The 18,949-nt window shown below is 40.3% G+C and carries 17 protein-coding genes; 5 read left to right on the forward strand and 12 right to left on the reverse strand.

What is annotated here, in order from left to right; translation table 11 throughout:
* Positions 1 to 65: 65 nt before the first annotated feature.
* Positions 66 to 1,334, reverse strand: a complete 1,269-nt coding sequence (locus BM073_RS16710; RefSeq protein WP_091655480.1) for an aspartate kinase — start codon at positions 1,332 to 1,334, stop codon at positions 66 to 68.
* Between the two features lie 58 nt (positions 1,335 to 1,392).
* On the opposite strand from BM073_RS16710, the gene fbp reads away from it, so the two are divergent.
* Positions 1,393 to 2,430 carry a class 1 fructose-bisphosphatase gene (gene fbp, locus BM073_RS16715; protein ID WP_091655481.1) on the forward strand — a complete coding sequence of 346 codons (1,038 nt, stop codon included), beginning with the start codon at positions 1,393 to 1,395 and terminating at the stop codon, positions 2,428 to 2,430.
* Positions 2,431 to 2,499: 69 nt separating this feature from the next.
* Entirely contained in the window at positions 2,500 to 3,669 is a 1,170-nt protein-coding gene (locus tag BM073_RS16720) for a PQQ-dependent sugar dehydrogenase (RefSeq protein WP_091655482.1), read from the forward strand.
* A gap of 49 nt (positions 3,670 to 3,718) precedes the next feature.
* On the opposite strand, the gene BM073_RS16725 is transcribed toward BM073_RS16720, so the two are convergent.
* The 3 genes from BM073_RS16725 to BM073_RS16735 all read right to left on the reverse strand — a co-directional run bounded on the left by BM073_RS16725 (position 3,719) and on the right by BM073_RS16735 (position 7,018).
* Positions 3,719 to 4,777 carry an NAD(P)H-dependent glycerol-3-phosphate dehydrogenase gene (locus tag BM073_RS16725; protein WP_091655483.1) on the reverse strand — a complete coding sequence of 353 codons (1,059 nt, stop codon included), beginning with the start codon at positions 4,775 to 4,777 and terminating at the stop codon, positions 3,719 to 3,721.
* Positions 4,755 to 6,452 carry a 1-acyl-sn-glycerol-3-phosphate acyltransferase gene (locus BM073_RS16730; protein ID WP_091655484.1) on the reverse strand — a complete coding sequence of 566 codons (1,698 nt, stop codon included), beginning with the start codon at positions 6,450 to 6,452 and terminating at the stop codon, positions 4,755 to 4,757. The genes BM073_RS16725 and BM073_RS16730 overlap by 23 nt, the downstream gene beginning before the upstream one ends.
* Before the next feature lie 65 nt (positions 6,453 to 6,517).
* Complete coding sequence (locus BM073_RS16735; protein WP_091655485.1) at positions 6,518 to 7,018, reverse strand: DUF4199 domain-containing protein; 501 nt, start codon at positions 7,016 to 7,018, stop codon at positions 6,518 to 6,520.
* Positions 7,019 to 7,163: 145 nt separating this feature from the next.
* Here BM073_RS16735 and BM073_RS16740 point away from each other — a divergent pair, with 145 nt between their 5' ends.
* Positions 7,164 to 8,138, forward strand: coding sequence for a polyprenyl synthetase family protein (locus BM073_RS16740; RefSeq protein WP_091655486.1), 975 nt, complete (start codon positions 7,164 to 7,166; stop codon positions 8,136 to 8,138).
* Positions 8,139 to 8,218: 80 nt separating this feature from the next.
* Here BM073_RS16740 and BM073_RS16745 read toward each other — a convergent pair whose 3' ends face one another.
* From BM073_RS16745 to BM073_RS16775, 7 genes are all read right to left on the reverse strand, one after another.
* Complete coding sequence (locus BM073_RS16745) at positions 8,219 to 9,304, reverse strand: glycoside hydrolase family 43 protein (protein ID WP_091655487.1); 1,086 nt, start codon at positions 9,302 to 9,304, stop codon at positions 8,219 to 8,221.
* Positions 9,305 to 9,412: 108 nt separating this feature from the next.
* Positions 9,413 to 10,708: a threonine synthase gene (gene thrC / locus BM073_RS16750; RefSeq protein ID WP_091655488.1), complete on the reverse strand. Its 1,296-nt coding sequence runs from the start codon at positions 10,706 to 10,708 to the stop codon at positions 9,413 to 9,415.
* Positions 10,709 to 10,711: 3 nt separating this feature from the next.
* A complete protein-coding gene (locus BM073_RS16755) occupies positions 10,712 to 11,644 on the reverse strand; it encodes a homoserine kinase (RefSeq protein ID WP_091655489.1) in 933 nt (310 codons plus the stop codon).
* Complete coding sequence (gene thrA, locus BM073_RS16760; RefSeq protein WP_091655490.1) at positions 11,644 to 14,091, reverse strand: bifunctional aspartate kinase/homoserine dehydrogenase I; 2,448 nt, start codon at positions 14,089 to 14,091, stop codon at positions 11,644 to 11,646. Before thrA ends, BM073_RS16755 begins: the two co-directional genes overlap by 1 nt.
* Before the next feature lie 547 nt (positions 14,092 to 14,638).
* Positions 14,639 to 15,094 (reverse strand): hypothetical protein, encoded by a 456-nt coding sequence (locus BM073_RS16765; RefSeq protein WP_091655491.1) that lies wholly within the window; start codon positions 15,092 to 15,094, stop codon positions 14,639 to 14,641.
* A gap of 4 nt (positions 15,095 to 15,098) precedes the next feature.
* Positions 15,099 to 15,551: a nuclear transport factor 2 family protein gene (locus tag BM073_RS16770; protein WP_091655492.1), complete on the reverse strand. Its 453-nt coding sequence runs from the start codon at positions 15,549 to 15,551 to the stop codon at positions 15,099 to 15,101.
* A 3-nt stretch (positions 15,552 to 15,554) separates the two neighbouring features.
* Positions 15,555 to 16,232: an SDR family NAD(P)-dependent oxidoreductase gene (locus tag BM073_RS16775; RefSeq protein ID WP_091655493.1), complete on the reverse strand. Its 678-nt coding sequence runs from the start codon at positions 16,230 to 16,232 to the stop codon at positions 15,555 to 15,557.
* 56 nt (positions 16,233 to 16,288) lie between these two features.
* On the opposite strand from BM073_RS16775, the gene BM073_RS16780 reads away from it, so the two are divergent.
* The gene (locus tag BM073_RS16780; RefSeq protein ID WP_091655494.1) at positions 16,289 to 17,182 is read left to right on the forward strand and encodes a mechanosensitive ion channel family protein; all 894 of its coding nucleotides are present in this window, start codon (positions 16,289 to 16,291) and stop codon (positions 17,180 to 17,182) included.
* The gene (locus BM073_RS16785) at positions 17,163 to 17,501 is read left to right on the forward strand and encodes an MGMT family protein (protein WP_091655495.1); all 339 of its coding nucleotides are present in this window, start codon (positions 17,163 to 17,165) and stop codon (positions 17,499 to 17,501) included. The genes BM073_RS16780 and BM073_RS16785 overlap by 20 nt, the downstream gene beginning before the upstream one ends.
* Here the strand turns inward: BM073_RS16785 and BM073_RS16790 are convergent, their stop codons facing one another.
* Positions 17,502 to 18,947: a sodium:solute symporter gene (locus BM073_RS16790; protein WP_091655496.1), complete on the reverse strand. Its 1,446-nt coding sequence runs from the start codon at positions 18,945 to 18,947 to the stop codon at positions 17,502 to 17,504.
* Positions 18,948 to 18,949 lie beyond the last annotated feature (2 nt).

An 18,949-nucleotide genomic window follows, 5' to 3' on the forward strand; every position in this document is an offset into this window, starting at 1 on the left:
ATTGGTAAGTTTAAGACGGCGAAATTCATTTTATCAACAAGATCCATAAAATCCACCTTTCGGAATTACTCTTTTCTTCTGACAAACTGGACTGTGTTTCTCGTACTTTGCTCCAACAAGATTTCATATCCCGGATTGAGATCGCTGAAATCTTTTCTGTCAGGATGCAGTACAGTCAAAAGCTCTAATCCTTCATTGTATCGAATGATAAATTTATTTTTCAGGGAATTGACAAGCTGCTCTAATTTGAAAAGTTGCTGATCTATAATAATCGAAACTGATATCGCCGAAGTCTGAAGAAAATTTACCCGAAGTTTGAGTGCATTCAATTGCTCATAGATAGTGTGAATTTGCTCCTCTTCAATGAAGGTAAAGTCCGTAACCCGAAACGTGACTAAAATCTGATTTTGCTTCAAAACAATGGTAGGAATTGGATTTTGTTTTCCTAGCTGAAAGATTTTGGTACCGGCAGCTTCTGGTTTCAAAAAGGATTTTACAAATAAGGGGATACCAGAATTAGCCAAGGGTTTGATGGTTTTGGGATGAATCACCGAAGCTCCATAAAAGGTCATTTGAGCAGCCTGCTGGTAATCAAGTTCATCAAAAAGCTGCGTGTCCTCAAACAGCTTAGGGTCTGCATTTAATACTCCTGGTACGTCCTTCCAAATAGTCACAGAGCCGGCATCTAAACTTGTAGCAAGTATGGCTGCGGTAAAGTCAGACCCCTCTCTTCCTAATGTCGTGGTTCGACCTTGAGGATCAGCCCCGATAAAACCTTGGGTAACGACTGGAAACTGATCTAGAATCGACTTCAGATTTTTTTGGCAATTCAGTCTGGTCTTTTCCCAGTTGATTTTCGCAAATCTAAAATCACTATTGGTGGAAATAAATTCTCTGGCATCTTGCCAAACTGAGACCAAGCCAATTTCACAGAGATATTCCATTACGATTCTACTGGAAATTAACTCCCCAAATGCCACTACCCGGTCATAATATTCATCGTAATTATCTTTGGTTATAGGATTCACTAACAATTTTTCCAATTGCAAAAAGTAATTATCCAACTTAGAAAATATCGTGTGATCTGCGGGGAACAAATCTTTACATATCTCTAAATGATAATTTTTTAAAATTGTACTATTTGAAGAAATATCTTCTTCTTTCATTCTCAGTTCCAGTAATTTCTCCAATGCGTTAGTGGTCTTACCCATGGCAGAAACTACGATTACCATATTTTTTCGCAATCGATTACGCAAAATTTCAGCTAAGTTTTTGACTGCTGAGGCATCTTTTACAGAAGCTCCTCCAAATTTGAAAATTTGTGTTTTGGTCATAAAATATTATTCCTAATTTCGAGAGTATATAAACCCAAATATTGTACTTTTCTAATCCATGAAAATTCTTCCTTATCAGCCAGACCAAAGCGGGATGGCTTATTCTGTCGGAACAACTCTGGACCGATTTATCAAATCTAAGCAAAGTGACTTCCCTTTTGCTTCCGGTGAACTTTCCCAACTACTTCGAGACATCGCTTTAGCTGCCAAGATAGTCAATAGAGAGACGAATCGCGCAGGCCTTGCCAATATCGGAGGTGCATTTGGTCAAACCAATGTACAAGGTGAAGAGCAACAGAAGTTGGACGTAATAGCCAATATACGTTTTATGAGAGCTCTCAGTAAAGGCGGGGAAGTTTGCGCAATTGTATCTGAAGAAGAAGATTCAGTCATAGATTTACAAAACGGTTCGGGAAAATATGTAGTCGCGATAGACCCTCTTGATGGCAGCTCCAACATTGATGTAAATATCAGCATAGGAACCATTTTTTCAATTTACAGAAGAAAAACACCTGTGGGTAGCCCTATTCAAGAAGAAGATATCATGCAGCCTGGAAAAGAGCAAGTTGCTGCTGGGTATGTGCTTTATGGCTCCTCCACTATGTTGGTCTATACCACAGGGTTTGGTGTAAATGGGTTTACCTACGAAAACTCCCTGGGAGAATTTTTCCTTTCTCACCCAGCTATACAAGCGCCTAAAGATGGAAAAATCTATTCCATTAATGAAGGTTCAGAATTAGAATGGGCCCCAGGTGTAAAAAACTACGTTGACTATTGCAAAAGGTCTCAATATTCTGCGAGATATATCGGTTCATTGGTGGCAGACTTTCATAGAAATTTATTGAAAGGGGGAATTTATGCCTATCCTTCAACCCAAAAAAATCCCAATGGAAAACTAAGGCTGCTATATGAGGCTAATGCTTTGGCTTTTATTGCCGAACAAGCAGGGGCAAAAGCAACGAATGGAACACAGCGAATTTTAGATATTCAGCCTGAGACACTTCACCAGAGAACTCCACTTTGGATTGGGTCTGAGAAAATGGTAAACGAAGCCATGGGATTTTTAAGTAAGAAAAGGGAAGCTGTAAATCTGTAGAACTAATGGCTGGGTTTTGAGGTTAGGTAAATTGGATGTTTTTATCTTCACACTCCAAATTCTTAACATATGAAACTAAACAAAACCTTTTTGGGACTAGCACTAGCTGCCAGTTCTCTATCCATTTATGCATGTGATTCGAAAGATGATCTTGACATAGCCAGTGATGAGCCAATTGATGAAACTTTTGCGGTTCAGACTGAGAAAATGTTGATCAATGTAGACACGCTTTATTCTGATTTGGAAAGTCCTTGGGGAATGACCTGGCTACCTGATGGAAAAATGCTTTTGACTGAGCGAAAAGGAGAAATCCTGATTTTTGAAAACGATAAATTCACCGGTCAAAAAGTACAGGGGCTACCCAAGGTACATGAGGTAAATCAAGCTGGGCTACTGGATGTTCAAGCTCATCCAAATTATGCTCAAAATGGATGGATATACATTTCTTATGCCAAACCAAAAGGAGGAAATAAAGGTGCTACAACAATCATGCGATTCAAGCTGGAGGGTAATCAAGCAGTTCAACAGGAAGAATTGATTGAAACTACTCCAGAGTGGGAAGGCGGAAGACATTATGGATCCAGAATTGTTTTTGATAAAGACAATTATTTGTTTTTCTCCAACGGAGATCGAGGAGACACTCCTTCCAATGCGCAGGATTTGACCAATTCTCATGGTAAAATTCACAGAATCCATGATGATGGCAGAATCCCTTCTGACAACCCATTTGTGAATGAGCCGAATGCTATCAAATCCATTTGGACCTACGGAAATAGAAACCCACAAGGCTTGGTTTATGATAAAGCTAATGACAGAGTTTGGGAGGCTGAACACGGGCCGATGGGTGGCGATGAGCTTAACCTGATCGAAAAAGGAAAAAATTACGGCTGGCCAGTAATCACCTACGGACAAAATTATGATGGAACTCCCATCACAGATATCACAGAAAAAGAAGGAATGGAGCAACCAGTAACCTACTATGTTCCTTCTATTGCCACATGCGGGATGACTATTGTTACTTCCGATAAATATCCAGCTTGGAAAGGAGATATTTTAATTGGAGCATTAGCTAAAATGCACATCAATAGAGTAGATATGGATGGCACCAAAGCCCTTTCGCAGGAAGTGATGCTGCAAGATATCGGTAGAGTAAGACAGGTTTCCGAAAGCCCGGATGGTTATTTGTATGCCATTACAGAAGGCACTGGACTCTTAGTCAAATTGATTCCAATTCGATAACAAAAAAAGCTCTCAAATACTGAGAGCTTTTTTCTTTTCTATTAAATACTTAAACAAAATCAACATCCACATTGAATGGGTACTTCATCAAAAACTGGAGCGCCTCCTCAATTTCCAAATCTTCAAAAAGTACGCGATACAAGTTTTCTGTAATCGGAGCGCGTAAATCTGCTGCTTCCAAAAACCCTTTAATAATTTTTACAGTATTGACACCTTCTGCCACTTCCTCCATACTGGCTTGAATCTCTGTCAAACTCTCGCCTTTGGCCAATCTATATCCTACCGTAAAGTTTCTGGAATCCACGGAATTACAAGTCGCTACCAAGTCTCCTATTCCTGCAAGTCCTATGACGGATTTTAAGCTTCCTCCTAAGGCATTACTTAAATGGGCCATTTCCACCATGCCTCGGGAAATCAAAAGTCCTCTGGCATTTTCTCCCAAACCAAGCCCTGCCAAAGCCCCTGAAGCGATTGCAATGATATTTTTCAATACTCCACTAAGTTCCACCCCAATGATATCCGAATTACCGTATACCTGAAATTTATCAGACCTTAAAAGTCGCTGGCCTTCCATGATTACCTCATTGTACTTGCTGGCAATTACGGTAGCAGCCGGCTGACCTTTGCTGAGCTCTCTAGCCAAATTAGGGCCTGCTAGGCATCCCACCCTGACAGCCACTGTCTCCTGTTGAATTACTTCACTCATGGTCAAAATCTGGCTTCTTTTGATTTTTTTGACCGTGTCTAAAGTTTGACCTTCGGGAAGATTCAAACAAAGTCCTTTGGTACCATGAATCACCAAATGGTAAGGATGTAGGAATGGAGCGAACTTTCTTGCCACTTCCTGAAAACCGGAAGAAGGCACCATGAAAAACAAGATGTTACACTCTTTGCAGAGAGTCTCTGGGTCAAAAGTCCCCTGAATGCTGGCATGCAAGGCCTTTCCATGAGCACTACTTTGGGTATTGATTTCGTCAACTACTTCTGGCTTTCTGGCATAGACCATCACCTTGCTTTTTTCAGCAAGCATATTGGCTATGGCCGTACCAAAGCTACCTACTCCTACTACGCCTATGGTACTAGATTTAGAAGAGTTTTTCAAGGCCATATCCGTGTAATCTGTTGTGATAAAAATACAATAAACTCATATCCTCAGTGACTATGTCTCCCTGACGATTTTTGATTAAAGGTCTTTTTGCATGGTACATTCCCACATTATCCAATCCATGGGAAATAATCTCATCCATAGACCTTTTCATGTGCGGAGCAATATTAATCTTCCCTTCTGCTTTTAGTGCTAGAATCCTTTCATAGACCATTTCGCAGGCTTCTTTAAATTCCTGATAGGGCAAAAATATTTCTTCCTCAGGCAAGCGAATCAAATCGAAAAGGTCCAGTTTATTATTCCGCTGTTTGATCAATTCGAAGGCAGTAAAAGCCACCAAGTGTGAACTGAAAACCCGGTTGATTTTATGAAATTCCTCAACTATGCGCTTTCCAAGCATATTGGTATACTCTTCCTCCCGCTGCTGATCTACAGTAATTTGGTTGTTGGAAATAAAATAATCTCGGGGGTCAATCTTTCGTCCGTATTTATCAAGACTATCTCCATGTTCATCCACATAATTCCCTAGCACATCCATGGCTTTGCCTACAGAAACTGAAATATCAGAACCTTTGGTAAAGAATTTTACCAAGAACTTGGAAATCTTGTAAGAATTAGAAAACTCGTCATTCTCTTTGTAATAGCGTTCCTGTCCGGTAATGCTGAGATAATCCTTGATCAAACTTGGTGCTTCCAAGACAAAATGATAATTGATAGTCACTGGCACAATGAAGATTTTGCCAGAGATATCATTAATATCATTCTGATAGTTAGTCCTTTGCGCTTCGATGGCAGTACTTAATAGCCCTAATTTCAACTTGGACTCAATCATACCGCTTCGGCTCCGGGTTCCTCCCGGAAAAAATAAGGAATGGCATCCAAACTGTATAGCCTCTTTGGAATAGGTCTTTAAGGTTTCCAGATACATGAGATTCTTTTTCCTCCTATCCACCTTATAGGCACCCAAGGCATTCATGAAATAAGCAAAAATCGAAATATTAAACAGGTTAAGACCTGCCCCATAAATAAAGGGAGGCAAGCCCAAAACAGAAATGATCCAACCAATCAAGATACTATCCAAGTTGGAAAAGTGAGTCGGAACCATGACTATAGTGCCTTTGGTCGCCAGATCTCTTAATTGATCCGTTTCGCCCGTGATCTGGATTTTATCCTGAAGTGTATATTGGTTACTGAATATGGATTTAAACCCTTTTACCCTGGCAGCATTCAGTAATCTGGAAAAGCCATAAGTGACTACGCTTCTGGTAAATTTATAATGTTGGTGATTGAAATTACTGGCAATTTCCTCAGAATAACGATTGGTAATTCTTTCCAGAATCTCCTTATAGGCCTCCAGCCTCTTACTCCTATTCAGCTTGGTCTCAGAGTTGATCTGCAATAATGCAGCTTTGACTTTTCCCCAGAAATCTCCTTCATCATCCGGGTCAACAACCCAGGGATTTTGCTTAATTCTAAGCTTTTCCCGGTACAGGGTAGTCTCCAACTCCTCTTTGAGAATATCAGGGTTTTTGCCAGTCAGCGTAAGGATTTTATCCTGTGCGCTGGCTGAAACTCTGGAAACAAATTCCTTTCTCTCCCTTGCCAATTTTACGACAGGCCATTCATCCTTGCTAGGCAAAATTGGCTCGTACCGATGTTTGATATATTTCTCCTCCAAAATGGAAAGTGGGTTTAATAAAAGTGAATGCCAAAGATAAGGAAAATGAACTTGTAGCGGGAATCTTAAGCCTTAGGAACAGAGGGCTCTGATTTCGACTTCAGGAATAAAGCCACTACCAGAGTGGTAATCAATCCCATGACTATAGCGCCAATCAGGGATTGAACCATATAGCTTTTTAAATTGAAATAGGCTTCCGCATTAGCCAGGGTCATTTTCCCACTCGTAACTGCATGTTCGATTACGTTGGTAAAATATTCGGGAGTGATATAGGTACTGATAACATATTGAGCTAGGGGACTGAGTAAAGCAATAATTAGGGTCATAATCAGACCTGTGACCACTCCCTGTTTGTAGCTCATTCGCCCAAAATATGTATTTCTCTTTTTATCCAATAAGGCAAAAACATAAATCAGGATCGCAGGAATAGCAAAGAAGTTCGTGTAGGTAGCGTGATCAGCTATTTTTTCATCATGCCAGCCCATGGATTTTTCAAATAACATCCACAATAGCATAGTCAGAATGAAAATAAATGCCCATTTGAGCTCTATCTTAATGTTTTTCATAGTGATTTGGGTTAGGTGATGGGGCGATATTTATACAAATTACAAAATTTCAGAAACGTTTATACTTTTCTGTTGTTTCTCAGGTATCAAATAGAATCCCTTGTCTAGGAACTAAAGGGTATTATTTTTACGCCAGCAAATCCCAATGAAACCAGATCTCAAACAAATACAGGTGCCGATCGAGTCGGAAATGGTTGTTTTCGAACAAAAATTCCGCGACTTCATGAAAAGCAAGGTGAAGCTGCTCGATCATATCACCAATTATATCGTGAAGCGGAAGGGCAAGCAAATGCGGCCCATGTTTGTGTTTTTGACGGCTGGCGTATGTGGAGAAATCAACGATTCCACCCACAGAGGTGCGGCTTTGATAGAGTTGCTTCACACGGCAACCCTTGTTCATGATGATGTCGTGGATGATGCAAATTATCGCAGGGGCTTTTTTTCCGTCAATGCATTATGGAAAAATAAAATCGCTGTTCTTGTCGGAGATTATTTGCTTTCCCGAGGCTTACTTCTTTCAGTGGACAATGGGGATTTTCATTTGCTCCAGATTGTTTCCAATGCAGTCAAAGAAATGTCGGAAGGCGAACTGCTTCAGAGCTATAAAGCCAGAAAACTGGATGTAGACGAGGAAGTATATTATGAAATTATCCGTCAAAAAACAGCCAGTCTAATTGCTTCATGCTGTGCTGTTGGTGCCGCTAGCGTAAATGGAGACCTAGAAATGGTCAGCAAAATGCGTGAATTTGGAGAGAAGGTAGGTATGGCCTTTCAAATCAAAGACGACCTTTTTGATTACGGAGAAGAAGAAATCGGGAAACCTGTAGGGATTGATATCAAAGAGAAAAAGATGACTTTGCCTTTGATATTTGCTTTAAGTAAGGCGGATTGGTTAGAAAAAAAGAAAATCATCCGCCTCATCCGAAACAAATCCAACGATAAAAAAGCTGTAAATCAGGTCATAGATTTTGTAAAAAAGAGCGGAGGATTAGAGTATGCCAAGGAAAAAATGAATGGGTTTTATCAGGAAGCTCTGGGCATTTTGGAAGGATTCCCAGAATCAGAATACCGAGCCTCACTTTCAGCTTTAGTCAGCTATACAATAGAAAGAAAAAAATAAGACCTCTTCGAAGGTCTTATTTTTTTCTAAAACACTTTTTGACTCAGCTTATCTCATCAAAGTTCGCTTTCAAGTCAGGCTTATGGCTTTTGATAAGAATTGATCGTTTGAATTTTTCCATCAGGTAAATGGACCAATTCTGCCATTTTGATATTTCTCAAGGGTGTTTTACCTGAAAGCTCTGTATCATGGTAAAATAGATACCATTTCCCCTCGAAATTGACAATAGAATGATGATTAGTCCAACCTTCTACGGGTTCCAAGACATTTCCCTGGTAAGTAAATGGACCATAGGGACTATCTCCAATAGCGTATGCTATAAAATGTGTATCACCCGTTGAATAGGATAAATAGTACTTCCCATCATGTTTATGCATCCAGGCAGCCTCAAAGAACCTTCGAGCATTATCTCCTGCTTTAATCGCTTCACCATTTTCATCCAGGATCAAAATCTCCTTTGGCTTCTCTGACAAACCGGTCATAGCATCATCCAATTTGGCAATGTATGGCATCAAAGCTTTTTGATCTGGCCCCGGTAGCCCATCCATTGGCCCCTTTCTTCCTTCTATGAGTTTTTGATCTTCATACCATTGAAGCTGTCCTCCCCAGATTCCTCCCCAAATCAAAAAATACTCCTCCTGATCCTGAAAAACAGCAGGATCCATACTGAAAGTACCTTTGATTGGTTCTGCTTCTGGTTTAAATGGACCTTCCGGGCGATCTGAAACGGCGACTCCAATTTTAAATATCCCCTGTTTATCTTTTGCTGGGAAATAGAGATAGTATTTGCCATTTTTTTCGGCGGCATCCGGAGCCCACAACTGTCTACTTGCCCAAGGAATATCTTCCAATTTCAAAGCCACTCCATGGTCAGTGACAGGCCCATTCACCTTCTCCATTGAGAAAACATGGTAATCTTTCATGTCAAAATGAGAGCCCATATCATCTTCTTCCACATCCGTTTCTATATCATGGGAAGGGTAAACAAATAGCTTTCCTTCAAAAACATGAGCTGATGGATCGGCTGTAAAAATATGTTCCACAAGTGGAGCATGCGCAAATTTAGACTCCTCTGTTTCTACTTCTGCAGACTGAGAAGATTCTTGGGGTTTAGAGCAAGCAAAAGCAATAAATAGAACTCCCAAAAGGTAATTTGAAAATTTCATATGAGGTTAGGTTAGGTTTGATTGCTATGAAAATACTCAAAGAGGAGTGGATTTCTAAATTTTGGAGCAAATGGAGCAAATATGAATTGATGCGCTAATCAGTTTTTTTTACAATCCTCCCAAAAACCCTTTAAATTCTTCAAACCTTTTACCCATCGAGAGCACCTTCTTTTCTCCTTCCAGAAAAGCTGCCAATCGATCCGGCAAAACCAACTTTTCATTCAATGCGTCTTCCACCACGTCTCTGAATTTTCCTGGATGGGCTGTTTCTAAAAACACACCAACATACCCTGGATTTTCAGCCATGAAATCTTTCAAGCCTAAATATCCCACTGCTCCGTGTGGATCAAGAGTGTAGCCTTTGGGCTTGACATCCTGTATTGCTTCGATGGTCTGAGCATCGGTGTAGAAAAAACCTTTGACATTTTTCCGAAACAGCTCCTCATTTCCATCATAAAGCGCCTGAAGTCGAGGAAAATTACTGGGATTCCCCACATCCATAGAATTGGAAACTGTAGGTACAGATGCTTTGGCTTCAAAAGGTAACCCCTTTAAATAATCAGGGACTATTTTGTTGAGATTGGTTGCAGCGACAAAATGGTCTATTGGCAATCCCATTTTCCAAGCCAAAACTCCAGCCGCCAAATTACCAAAATTGCCACTTGGCACTGAGAAAACGATCTTTTTCCCATCTTTAGGCAGTCTTGAATAGGCGTAGAAATAATACAGGCATTGAGGAATCCATCGGGCAATATTGATAGAATTGGCTGAAGTCAGGAGCAAGCTTTTATTCAATTCCGGATCCAAGAAAGCCTGTTTGACCAAAGTCTGACAATCATCAAAAACTCCTTCCACTTCTATCGCAGTAATATTCTGTCCGAGGGTGGTAAACTGTTTTTCCTGAAGCTTACTGACTTTCCCTTTCGGAAAAAGAACAATGACTTCGACTCCTTCCACTCCTAAAAAACCATTAGCCACAGCGCTTCCCGTATCTCCTGAAGTCGCTACCAAAACATAGACTTTTTGATCAGTTTTGGCAGTAAGCATGCTCATTAATTTGGAGCAAAAGCGTGCTCCAAAATCTTTAAATGCCAATGTAGGTCCATGAAATAACTCCAAACTGTAAACTCCTTTCTCCACTTCAACTATTGGAGCATCGAAAACAAGAGTATGATCCACCAAGGCTCGGATTTGCTCATTTGTCAAGTCTTCCGAAAACAAGGCCTCAATCACATCGTATCCAATTTCTTGAAAACTCTTGGATGAAAAACTTTCTATCAGTTGCTGCGGTAAGACAGGAATCCTCTCGGGCAAGTACAAGCCCTGATCTGGAGCCAGTCCTTTAATCACAGCTTCTGGTAAACTGACTTGGTGTTTTGGGTTATTGGTGCTATAATATTTCATCAATTATTCTGTTAAAACATAACCACCATCTGTATTGATGGCAGAAAAATACACATCCACGCCCAACCCTATACTTTGATAAACCTCCTCCGCGGCCTTTGCAATTTGGATTGCTTTTTCCTTGCCTTTGGATAAACAAAACAGTGTTGGACCACTGCCCGATATTCCCATTCCCAAGGCCCCGGCACCTTTTACTGCTTCTCTTACTTCATAAAAGCCAGGAATCAATACCGCTCTGTAAGGCTCCGCAATGACATCTCGCAATGACCTTGAAATCAATTCATAATCTTCTTCATATAGACCAGCGATCAATCCAGCCACATTTCCTGATTGAATAGTAGCGTGTTTCAAGGGAATAGCTTCTCTCAAAACTGATCTGGAATCAGCTGTTTTCAATTCAAAATGTGGGTGCAATAAGGTACAATACAGATCCTGAGGAACATTCAGCTTAATCACATCCAAGGGATGATAGTCTCTGATCAGTACAAAACCTCCCAATAAGCTCGGGGCTACATTGTCTGCATGGCCGGCTCCGCAGGCAATTTTTTCAGCAGCAATTGCAAAAGGAAGAAGGTCTTTTTTCTCATAGGGACTGCTCAAAAATTCATTTGCTGCAATCAAAGCAGCAACAGCACTTGCCGCACTGGAACCCATGCCCGATCCAAGCGGCAATCCTTTTTCCAATTGAATAGAAATACCAGGGTTTATTCCCAAGTCCTCTACCATAGCTTGAATAGCTACCGCACAGGTATTCTTAGCAGCATCCAAAGGCAGTTTTCCATCGTCTCCTGAAATTGAACTTACTTCCAGGCCGGGACTTTCCTTTTCATTCAACTGCACAATATCTCCCATGCCCTCAATGGCAAATCCTAAAATATCAAAGCCGCAGGATACATTGGCCACAGTAGCAGGAGCAAAGGCTTTTACGGTTTTCATTACTCGCGGGTATAGTTACCAATCCTAATCACGTCAGCGAAAACTCCAGCAGCCGTCACATCAGCTCCAGCTCCTGGGCCCCGAATGATCATCGGTCTATCCAGATACCTTTCAGTAGTCAAAAGGATCATATTGTCACTTCCACTCAAACTGCTGAATGGATGTGCATTTGGAAGGGAATTCAGTCCAACCTTAGCTTTTCCATTCTCCAGAGTTGCCATAAAGCGAAGCTTTTCTCCTTTGGATTCTGCTTCTTTTAGTAGTTTCTCAAACTCCGAATCGTGTGCTTGAAGCTTCTGGAAAAACTCCTCCACCGTAGCAGCTTCTCTGCAATCTTCCGGAACCATACTCTGGATAGTAATGTCTTCAAATTCTAAAGTTTGTTCGGCCTCTCTTCCCAAAATCAGAATTTTTCGAGCCACATCCATTCCGCTTAAATCGTCTCTTGGATCAGGTTCGGTGTAGCCTTTGTCTTTGGCAATTCTGACTACCTTAGAAAAAGGATCTCCTTTTTCCAGTTCGGAGAAAATAAAATTCATAGACCCACTTAACACGGCTTCAATTCGAATTACTTTATCACCGGAAAGCATCAGATCCTGAAGGGTGTTTATCACCGGCAATCCTGCTGCAACATTGGTTTCATAGAGAAATTTCACTCCTCTCTTTTTCGCCAGTTTTTTAAGCTCTTTATATTGCTCCATTGAGCTGGAATTCGCCTTTTTATTAGGGGTTACGATAGCCACCTTTGCACCTAAAACTCGCGAATAGGCATCTGCAACGCTCTGACTCGCGGTGCAATCCACAAAAACTGAGTTGGAGAAGTTCATTTCTTCCATAGTCCGGATAAACTCCTCCAAGTCCATCTTCTGATCTTGATCACTTAACTCATGTGGATTTTTTAAATCAAATCCATCCTCGTGGAAAGCCATATTGCGACTATTGGCCATTCCGTGAATCTGAATATCCAGTTCATTATCACCTTTCAGTTTCTCTTGCTGAGTTGCAATCATTTTTATCAATGCCTTGCCTATCAAGCCTACCCCAACCAAGAAAACGTGAAGCACCTTATTTTCTGAAAGGAAAAAAGCTTCGTGTAAGGCATTGAGGGCTTTTTGCAAGTCGGCCTGTGGTATGACCGCAGAGATGTTCAACTCCGAGCTACCCTGGGCGATAGCAGCCACGTTGATATTGTTTCTTCCCAATGCACGGAACATCCTTCCAGAAGCACCTGGATTTTGCTTCATATTTTCTCCTACTACCGCAACAGTGGAGAAACCATGCATAAGCGTAACCTCATCCATCTCACCGGATTTGATTTCGTAATAGAACTCCCGCTCCACCACTTCTTTCGCCAAGTATGCCTCGGCTGTTTTGATAGCCAAACAGATACTATGTTCGGAGGATGCCTGAGAAATTAAGACAATATTCACTTTGGCCTCTGCAAGAGCCTTAAACACCCTACTTCCTGTAATCCCATCTAATAGAGATGCTCCCTGCACATTGACAATGGAAATGGAGGACATGGATGAAATCCCTTTGATCAATCCTCCTTGAGTCACTTCCCCATTGATTAGCGTGCCTTTGTTGGAAGGTTCGAAGGTATTCTTGATGTAGATTGGAATATTCTTCTTCATCGCCGGCTGCATAGTGGCCGGAAAAATCACTTTCGCTCCGAAGTGAGAAAGCTCCATCGCTTCATTATAGCTCAGCTGAGGAATACTAAATGCGGTGTAAACCAGCTTGGGATCTGAAGTCAAGACCCCCGATACATCAGTCCATATTTCTAAGTCCTCCGCATCTAAGGCGGCCGCAAAAATTGCCGCAGTGTAGTCTGAACCTGATCTTCCTAACGTGGTAGTCTCCCCTTTTGCAGTAGAAGCAATAAATCCTGTGATGATTTTGATTCCATCATGCTTTAGAAAATATTCTTTGATCAGGTGATTGGTCACTTCAAAATCCACTCTGGCCTGACCAAATCTGTCATTGGTTCGAATTACCTCCCTTGCATCCAAAAATTGGGTTTTAATGCCTTTGGCAGCTAAAGCCTCGGCCAAAATAAAAGTAGAAAGACGCTCTCCGAAACTTGCCACATAATCCAAAGTCCGATCAGAATTTTCCTTGATCAGATATATCCCGTGGAATAAATCTTCCAATTCATTGAATCTGACCTTGACATAAGTCATGACAGTAGATTGGTTTTGTACTGCTATTAGCTGCCTCACCATATCCAGATGCTTTTCCTCCAATGTCTGGAGTAGATCTCTGTAGACCTGATCACCTTCTCTAGCTAGGCGGGCAATCGTCAACAAACTTTCTGTCACACCGCCAAAAGCAGAAAAAACAACTGCTACATCTTGCTGCTTATTTTTCTCCTGAATAATTGAAAAAACTTTCCGAATCGTTTCTGGAGTTGCTACAGAGGAACCTCCAAACTTGATGATTTTCATAAGTAAATAGAATGATTTTGAATGAATAAAATGCCTTAATAGGCTCAGGGGCGAGTACTTTGAGATTAAACGGGATTACCCCGTAATCGTGGTCATTCCTGTAAAAAAAGTAGAAATAGAAGTCATGCCGGACATTGACATAATGCCCTTACAAGTGTGAAAAATATTTCTTGCTGCAAAAACCATGACTTAGAAATTGACTTTACAATCTTAGGCAGTAATTTCTTTTATGCCAAATAATCCACTATTAATTTTCAATTATTTAATCAAAAGGGATTGAAAAATAGAAATTTGATAATTTTTAATATTGTTTAAATCAGTCTTTTTAATTGAATAACATCTAATTTTCAAAATATAATTTTATTAAAGCAGCTTATTTTAGGATTTAAAAAAAGCTTATAAGCGATATGTCTTTAGTATTATTTTGAAAAAATATTTCTATTCACAAGAAGTCCTCAGGTTTATCCGATAATCATGAAAAATAAAAAAGCCTGATATCCGGGGGAATCAGGCTGATGCAATGGTATACTTATATTGTTAGCAAAGCTTATTGAACATCTAAAATGGCTTGTGGCTTTCCTCTGAAAAGGACATTCTCTCCTTTCTTTTTCCCAATTAGTAATTGTCCTAAGGGGGAATTTCTGCTCAGTAGAAAATATTTCTTTCCGTCTACTTCCAATTGGCCGATTGAAGCCGAAATCAGGAAAAAGTCTGTTCCCAACTGAATTAAAGACCCTTCCCGTACTGCCTCCGAATTGGATTTGATAGACTGAACCCTATAAATCTCCTCCAAGTCCTCCTGAAGCTTTTCAATGGTGTTCTCTATGGTTTTTAAGTCTTGAGTCATCATCTCTCTTCCAGTCTCAAACTTATCACCTGCACTACTTTTCGTGTCTTCTAAAATACCTTCAGAAACAGCCTTTCTTTCCTGCTGAAGTAGGCTAATTTTTTCTTTCAGCTGTCTGATAGCAGCCTGAAAAATCTTTTCTTTTAATTCCTGCATAAAATCAACATCCCTCTTTACGACGGGTATCAATGATGTAAACTATTTTCCAACCTTCGGACATTTTGACCAACTGAAAAGAATTGACTCCGCAGTGGCTAAAATTTCCATTGACGTAAAACTCATAGGGCGTCCATGCAGCCGCCATGTTTCCGTCTATTTTAATTTGATAATCTAGGATTCGTTCATCCAATTCTGTCTCAACCGGTGTACTAGCTATCCTTTTCCCAAAGTCCTCCACAGAATTACTTCCAACTCTTGTACCTGATGGGTCAGCTATCACGGTTTGCATCATTGCTTCTGAGCTAAAAGATTTCATAACCATTTCAGCATCTTTTGCTCTCATACCGTCAAAAAGCGACATAATTACTTCTTTGACGGCTTGCTCTTCAGATTGAGCTAAAGACGGAAATAAAACACCAAAACTTAAGGCCAAAAGGCAAAGTAATTTTTTCATAAATCAAGCTTCTCCATAAAGTTTGAAAGTCATATTTCTCAAGGCCGGATTATTGACAGCATAATGCATCGCCTCAGCAATTTCTTTAGGACTTACCCATTTGCTAAAATCCGAATCGGGCATAGCCTCTCTGTTTGGCGGAGTGTCAATAATACTTGGAACGAAAACATGAGAACGAATATTGGTCTCTTTGGTTTCGGTCGCTAAAATTTCTGCCAAAGACACAATCAGCCTTTTACTCATCGCATAGGCGATCGTAGCAGAAGCGTCTTCTAATTGCAAAGCAGGACGCGCACCCACAAACAAGAAAGTGCCTTTTTGCTGCTTCTTCATAAAAGGAAGGAATCCCCTTACCAGATGATATGCGCTAAAAAAATTGAGAGAAAACATTTTTTCAAAATCAGACTGCTTGGCATCCTCAATTGATCCCATCGCAAATCCTCCTACTATCATGGCCAAGGCATCCAACTCATTGTATTGAAGCTGATATTCCTTGACAAACTCGGCCACAGACTCCTCATTTGTTACATCTACTTCGTAGCTATCATCCGCATCTTCCACTTCCTCGTCTTTCCCTGGTTGAAGTAATGCGATAACATGATATCCTTCTCTTTTAAACTTTTCTACAACAGCTGAACCTAAGTTTCCGGCAGCACCGGTAATGATGATATTTCTACTCATATGCTAAAAACACGATTGATTATTGCTAAAATTAGGCTTTATTTTTCGATTAAGTTATGAATCACCTAAAAACTAGTATACGAACCAAGGAGAATAGAAAGCGCTGGAACTTCGCCATCAAACTGATTCTCTTGATTTTACTGGAATTTATTTATGAAGGGGAAACATATTTGAGACCTCTTTTGGATAACTACTCACTCCTAAATCATGTAATCAGAGCATTGATATTTCTGCTCAGTGCAAACTTGATTATCTCCTTAGGAAGGATCATTACATTAAGACTTTACCTCCAAAAAACTGCGGAAACCAAAGTGCTTCCCAACTTTGTGGTTGGAATAGGAAGGATCTCCGGAATACTCAATTCTCTGGCACTCCTCATTTCACTGATGCTAGCCTTTGGCATTCGGCCTTTAGAGTTTCTAACTTCCATCACCATTGTAGCGGCAGCGATTGCTTTATTGACAAAAGACTATATCACCAGTATTGTCAATGGTTTGATCATCATGTTTTCTGAGCAACTGGAAATTGGAGACAAAATCACGATTGGGAAGAACACAGGGTTTATTAGAGATTTTACCTTAATGAATACTGTCCTAAAAAGTGAGACCGGGGAAATCATCATCATTCCCAATTCCATGATGCTTACTTCGGACGTAATCAATTATTCAAAAAATAACACTCACCAGGTAGTTTTTGATGCAGAAATGCCCTATTCTACAGATCTTCAGTTGATCAATTTGGAAGAAAAACTAGTCGAGGTTTTAAAGCAATTTTCTGATTATGTGATATTGGAAGGAGCTCAGTTGAATGTACTGGAAAGAAAGTCGGATAATGTATTGGTACGCTATCAATTCCCTATCAAATCCGGTGAGAAATTGGTTGAATCTCAAGTTAGAAAAACCATCAATCAGGCATTCCTAAATTGGAGTAATGAACACAGAAAAGCCTAATTATTTTGATCTTGTCTATCAGGTTGTCAAAGAGATACCTGAAGGCAGAGTTTGCTCTTATGGGGCCATTGCCAATTATTTGGGCCTAAAAAGTGGTGCCAGAATGGTAGGCTATGCCATGAATGCCGCTCACACTTTACCAGATGTACCTGCGCATCGTGTTGTCAACAGAAACGGCTTACTCACTGGCAAACATCATTTTCAAACCCCAACTAAAATGCAGGAGCTTTTAGAATCAGAAGGCGTTCAAGTTGAAAATGATCAGGTACAAAACTTTGAAAACCTATTTTGGGACCCTGAAAAGGAATTAGGTTTTTGATCACTTTTTAATTCTTCCCAAATAGAGCCCCAAATACATCAGGAGTCCATTCAGAATCAAGGCTTCAAAGCCAAACTTGTATCCCCAGAGCCATTTTTCAGAATTATAACTGATCATAAAAGTCAGTAATGGAGCCATTATTGCCATTAAAGGAACCCAACGGTCTTTTACTTTCAATTTTGTAAACAACCCGAAAGCATAGAGGCCCAATAATGGGCCATAGGTATAGCCGGCTATGATAAAAACCGAGTTAATCACACTCTGATCATTGATCCAATGAAAGATCAGAATGGCAACAAACATCACGAAGGTAAATGCAATGTGGACTCGCTTTCTAATTGCAACTCTTCTTTCCTTAGGATACTTCCGTTCTATCTCTAAGAAGTCAATGCAAAATGAAGTTGTCAAAGCTGTCAGTGTAGAATCAGCACTCGAATAAGCTGCAGCTGTGATTCCTAAAACGAAAATAATTCCCGCAAAGGCGGAAAAATGCTGAGTGGCCAAAAGGGGAAAAAGCTCATCGGTTTTGGCCGGCAATTGAACACCCTTGGTTTCAGCATAGAGGTAGAGCATTACTCCTAGAGAAAGAAAAAGCAAGTTTACAATCACCAAAATGATGGTAAACCAAAACATGTTTTTCTGTGCATCACCTATATTCCTGCAAGTGAGGTTTTTTTGCATCATATCCTGATCCAACCCCGTCATGACGATGGTTATAAATGCTCCCGATATAAATTGCTTGAAGAAATTGGTTCCTGCTTTCCAATCCCAATTAAAAATCTCCGAGCGAGAATCTTGTGAAACAGCGGTGAAATAATCGGAAATACCGGAGAAGCTTAATTCATCTCCAACAAGCTTGATACAGACTACGACAGCCAATAGCATAAAAAATGTCTGAAGCGTATCTGTCCAAACTACCGTTTTGATCCCTCCTCTATGCGTGTAAAGCCAAATTAGACCGACAGTGATCAAGACTGAAACCCAAAAAGGAATACCTAAAGAGTCAAATAAAATCAACTGCAAAACGGAAGCAACCAAAAATACTCTTAGCGAGGAACCTAATGTTCTTGATAGAATAAAGAAAAAGGCACCCGTTTTGTACGACCAAAAGCCAAATCTATCTTCCAAATAGGAATAGATGGATACTAAGTTAAGTCTGTAGTAAAGAGGCAATAAAACCTTGGCAATGGTAAAATATCCAAGGGTATATCCCAAAACAACCTGGAAGTAAAAGAAGTTAGAATTACCTACCTCACCGGGAACTGATATAAAGGTTACTCCGGATAAAGAGGCGCCAATCATACCGAAGGCGACCAAAAACCAAGGAGATTGACGGTCACCGGTAAAAAAAGTATCTGCCGTGATTTTTCTGGATGTAAACCAAGAAATCAGGAACAACATCAAAAAATAACAGGAAATGACAAGCAGAACAATTTGAGGATTCATAG

The organism is Algoriphagus ornithinivorans (assembly GCF_900115305.1).
GTDB classification, from domain to species: Bacteria; Bacteroidota; Bacteroidia; order Cytophagales; family Cyclobacteriaceae; genus Algoriphagus; species Algoriphagus ornithinivorans.

Bases quoted from the DNA above. Each gene is read 5' to 3' on its own strand.
- BM073_RS16790 (WP_091655496.1), bottom strand. From the start codon at position 18,947: ATGAATCCTCAAATTGTTCTGCTTGTCATTTCCTGTTATTTTTTGATG.
- thrA (WP_091655490.1), bottom strand. From the start codon at position 14,091: ATGAAAATCATCAAGTTTGGAGGTTCCTCTGTAGCAACTCCAGAAACG.
- BM073_RS16765 (WP_091655491.1), bottom strand. From the start codon at position 15,094: ATGCAGGAATTAAAAGAAAAGATTTTTCAGGCTGCTATCAGACAGCTG.
- fbp (WP_091655481.1), top strand. From the start codon at position 1,393: ATGAAAATTCTTCCTTATCAGCCAGACCAAAGCGGGATGGCTTATTCT.
- BM073_RS16720 (WP_091655482.1), top strand. From the start codon at position 2,500: ATGAAACTAAACAAAACCTTTTTGGGACTAGCACTAGCTGCCAGTTCT.
- BM073_RS16740 (WP_091655486.1), top strand. From the start codon at position 7,164: ATGAAACCAGATCTCAAACAAATACAGGTGCCGATCGAGTCGGAAATG.
- thrC (WP_091655488.1), bottom strand. From the start codon at position 10,708: ATGAAATATTATAGCACCAATAACCCAAAACACCAAGTCAGTTTACCA.
- BM073_RS16755 (WP_091655489.1), bottom strand. From the start codon at position 11,644: ATGAAAACCGTAAAAGCCTTTGCTCCTGCTACTGTGGCCAATGTATCC.
- BM073_RS16710 (WP_091655480.1), bottom strand. From the start codon at position 1,334: ATGACCAAAACACAAATTTTCAAATTTGGAGGAGCTTCTGTAAAAGAT.
- BM073_RS16770 (WP_091655492.1), bottom strand. From the start codon at position 15,551: ATGAAAAAATTACTTTGCCTTTTGGCCTTAAGTTTTGGTGTTTTATTT.
- BM073_RS16780 (WP_091655494.1), top strand. From the start codon at position 16,289: ATGAATCACCTAAAAACTAGTATACGAACCAAGGAGAATAGAAAGCGC.
- BM073_RS16725 (WP_091655483.1), bottom strand. From the start codon at position 4,777: ATGGCCTTGAAAAACTCTTCTAAATCTAGTACCATAGGCGTAGTAGGA.
- BM073_RS16745 (WP_091655487.1), bottom strand. From the start codon at position 9,304: ATGAAATTTTCAAATTACCTTTTGGGAGTTCTATTTATTGCTTTTGCT.
- BM073_RS16785 (WP_091655495.1), top strand. From the start codon at position 17,163: ATGAACACAGAAAAGCCTAATTATTTTGATCTTGTCTATCAGGTTGTC.
- BM073_RS16775 (WP_091655493.1), bottom strand. From the start codon at position 16,232: ATGAGTAGAAATATCATCATTACCGGTGCTGCCGGAAACTTAGGTTCA.
- BM073_RS16735 (WP_091655485.1), bottom strand. From the start codon at position 7,018: ATGAAAAACATTAAGATAGAGCTCAAATGGGCATTTATTTTCATTCTG.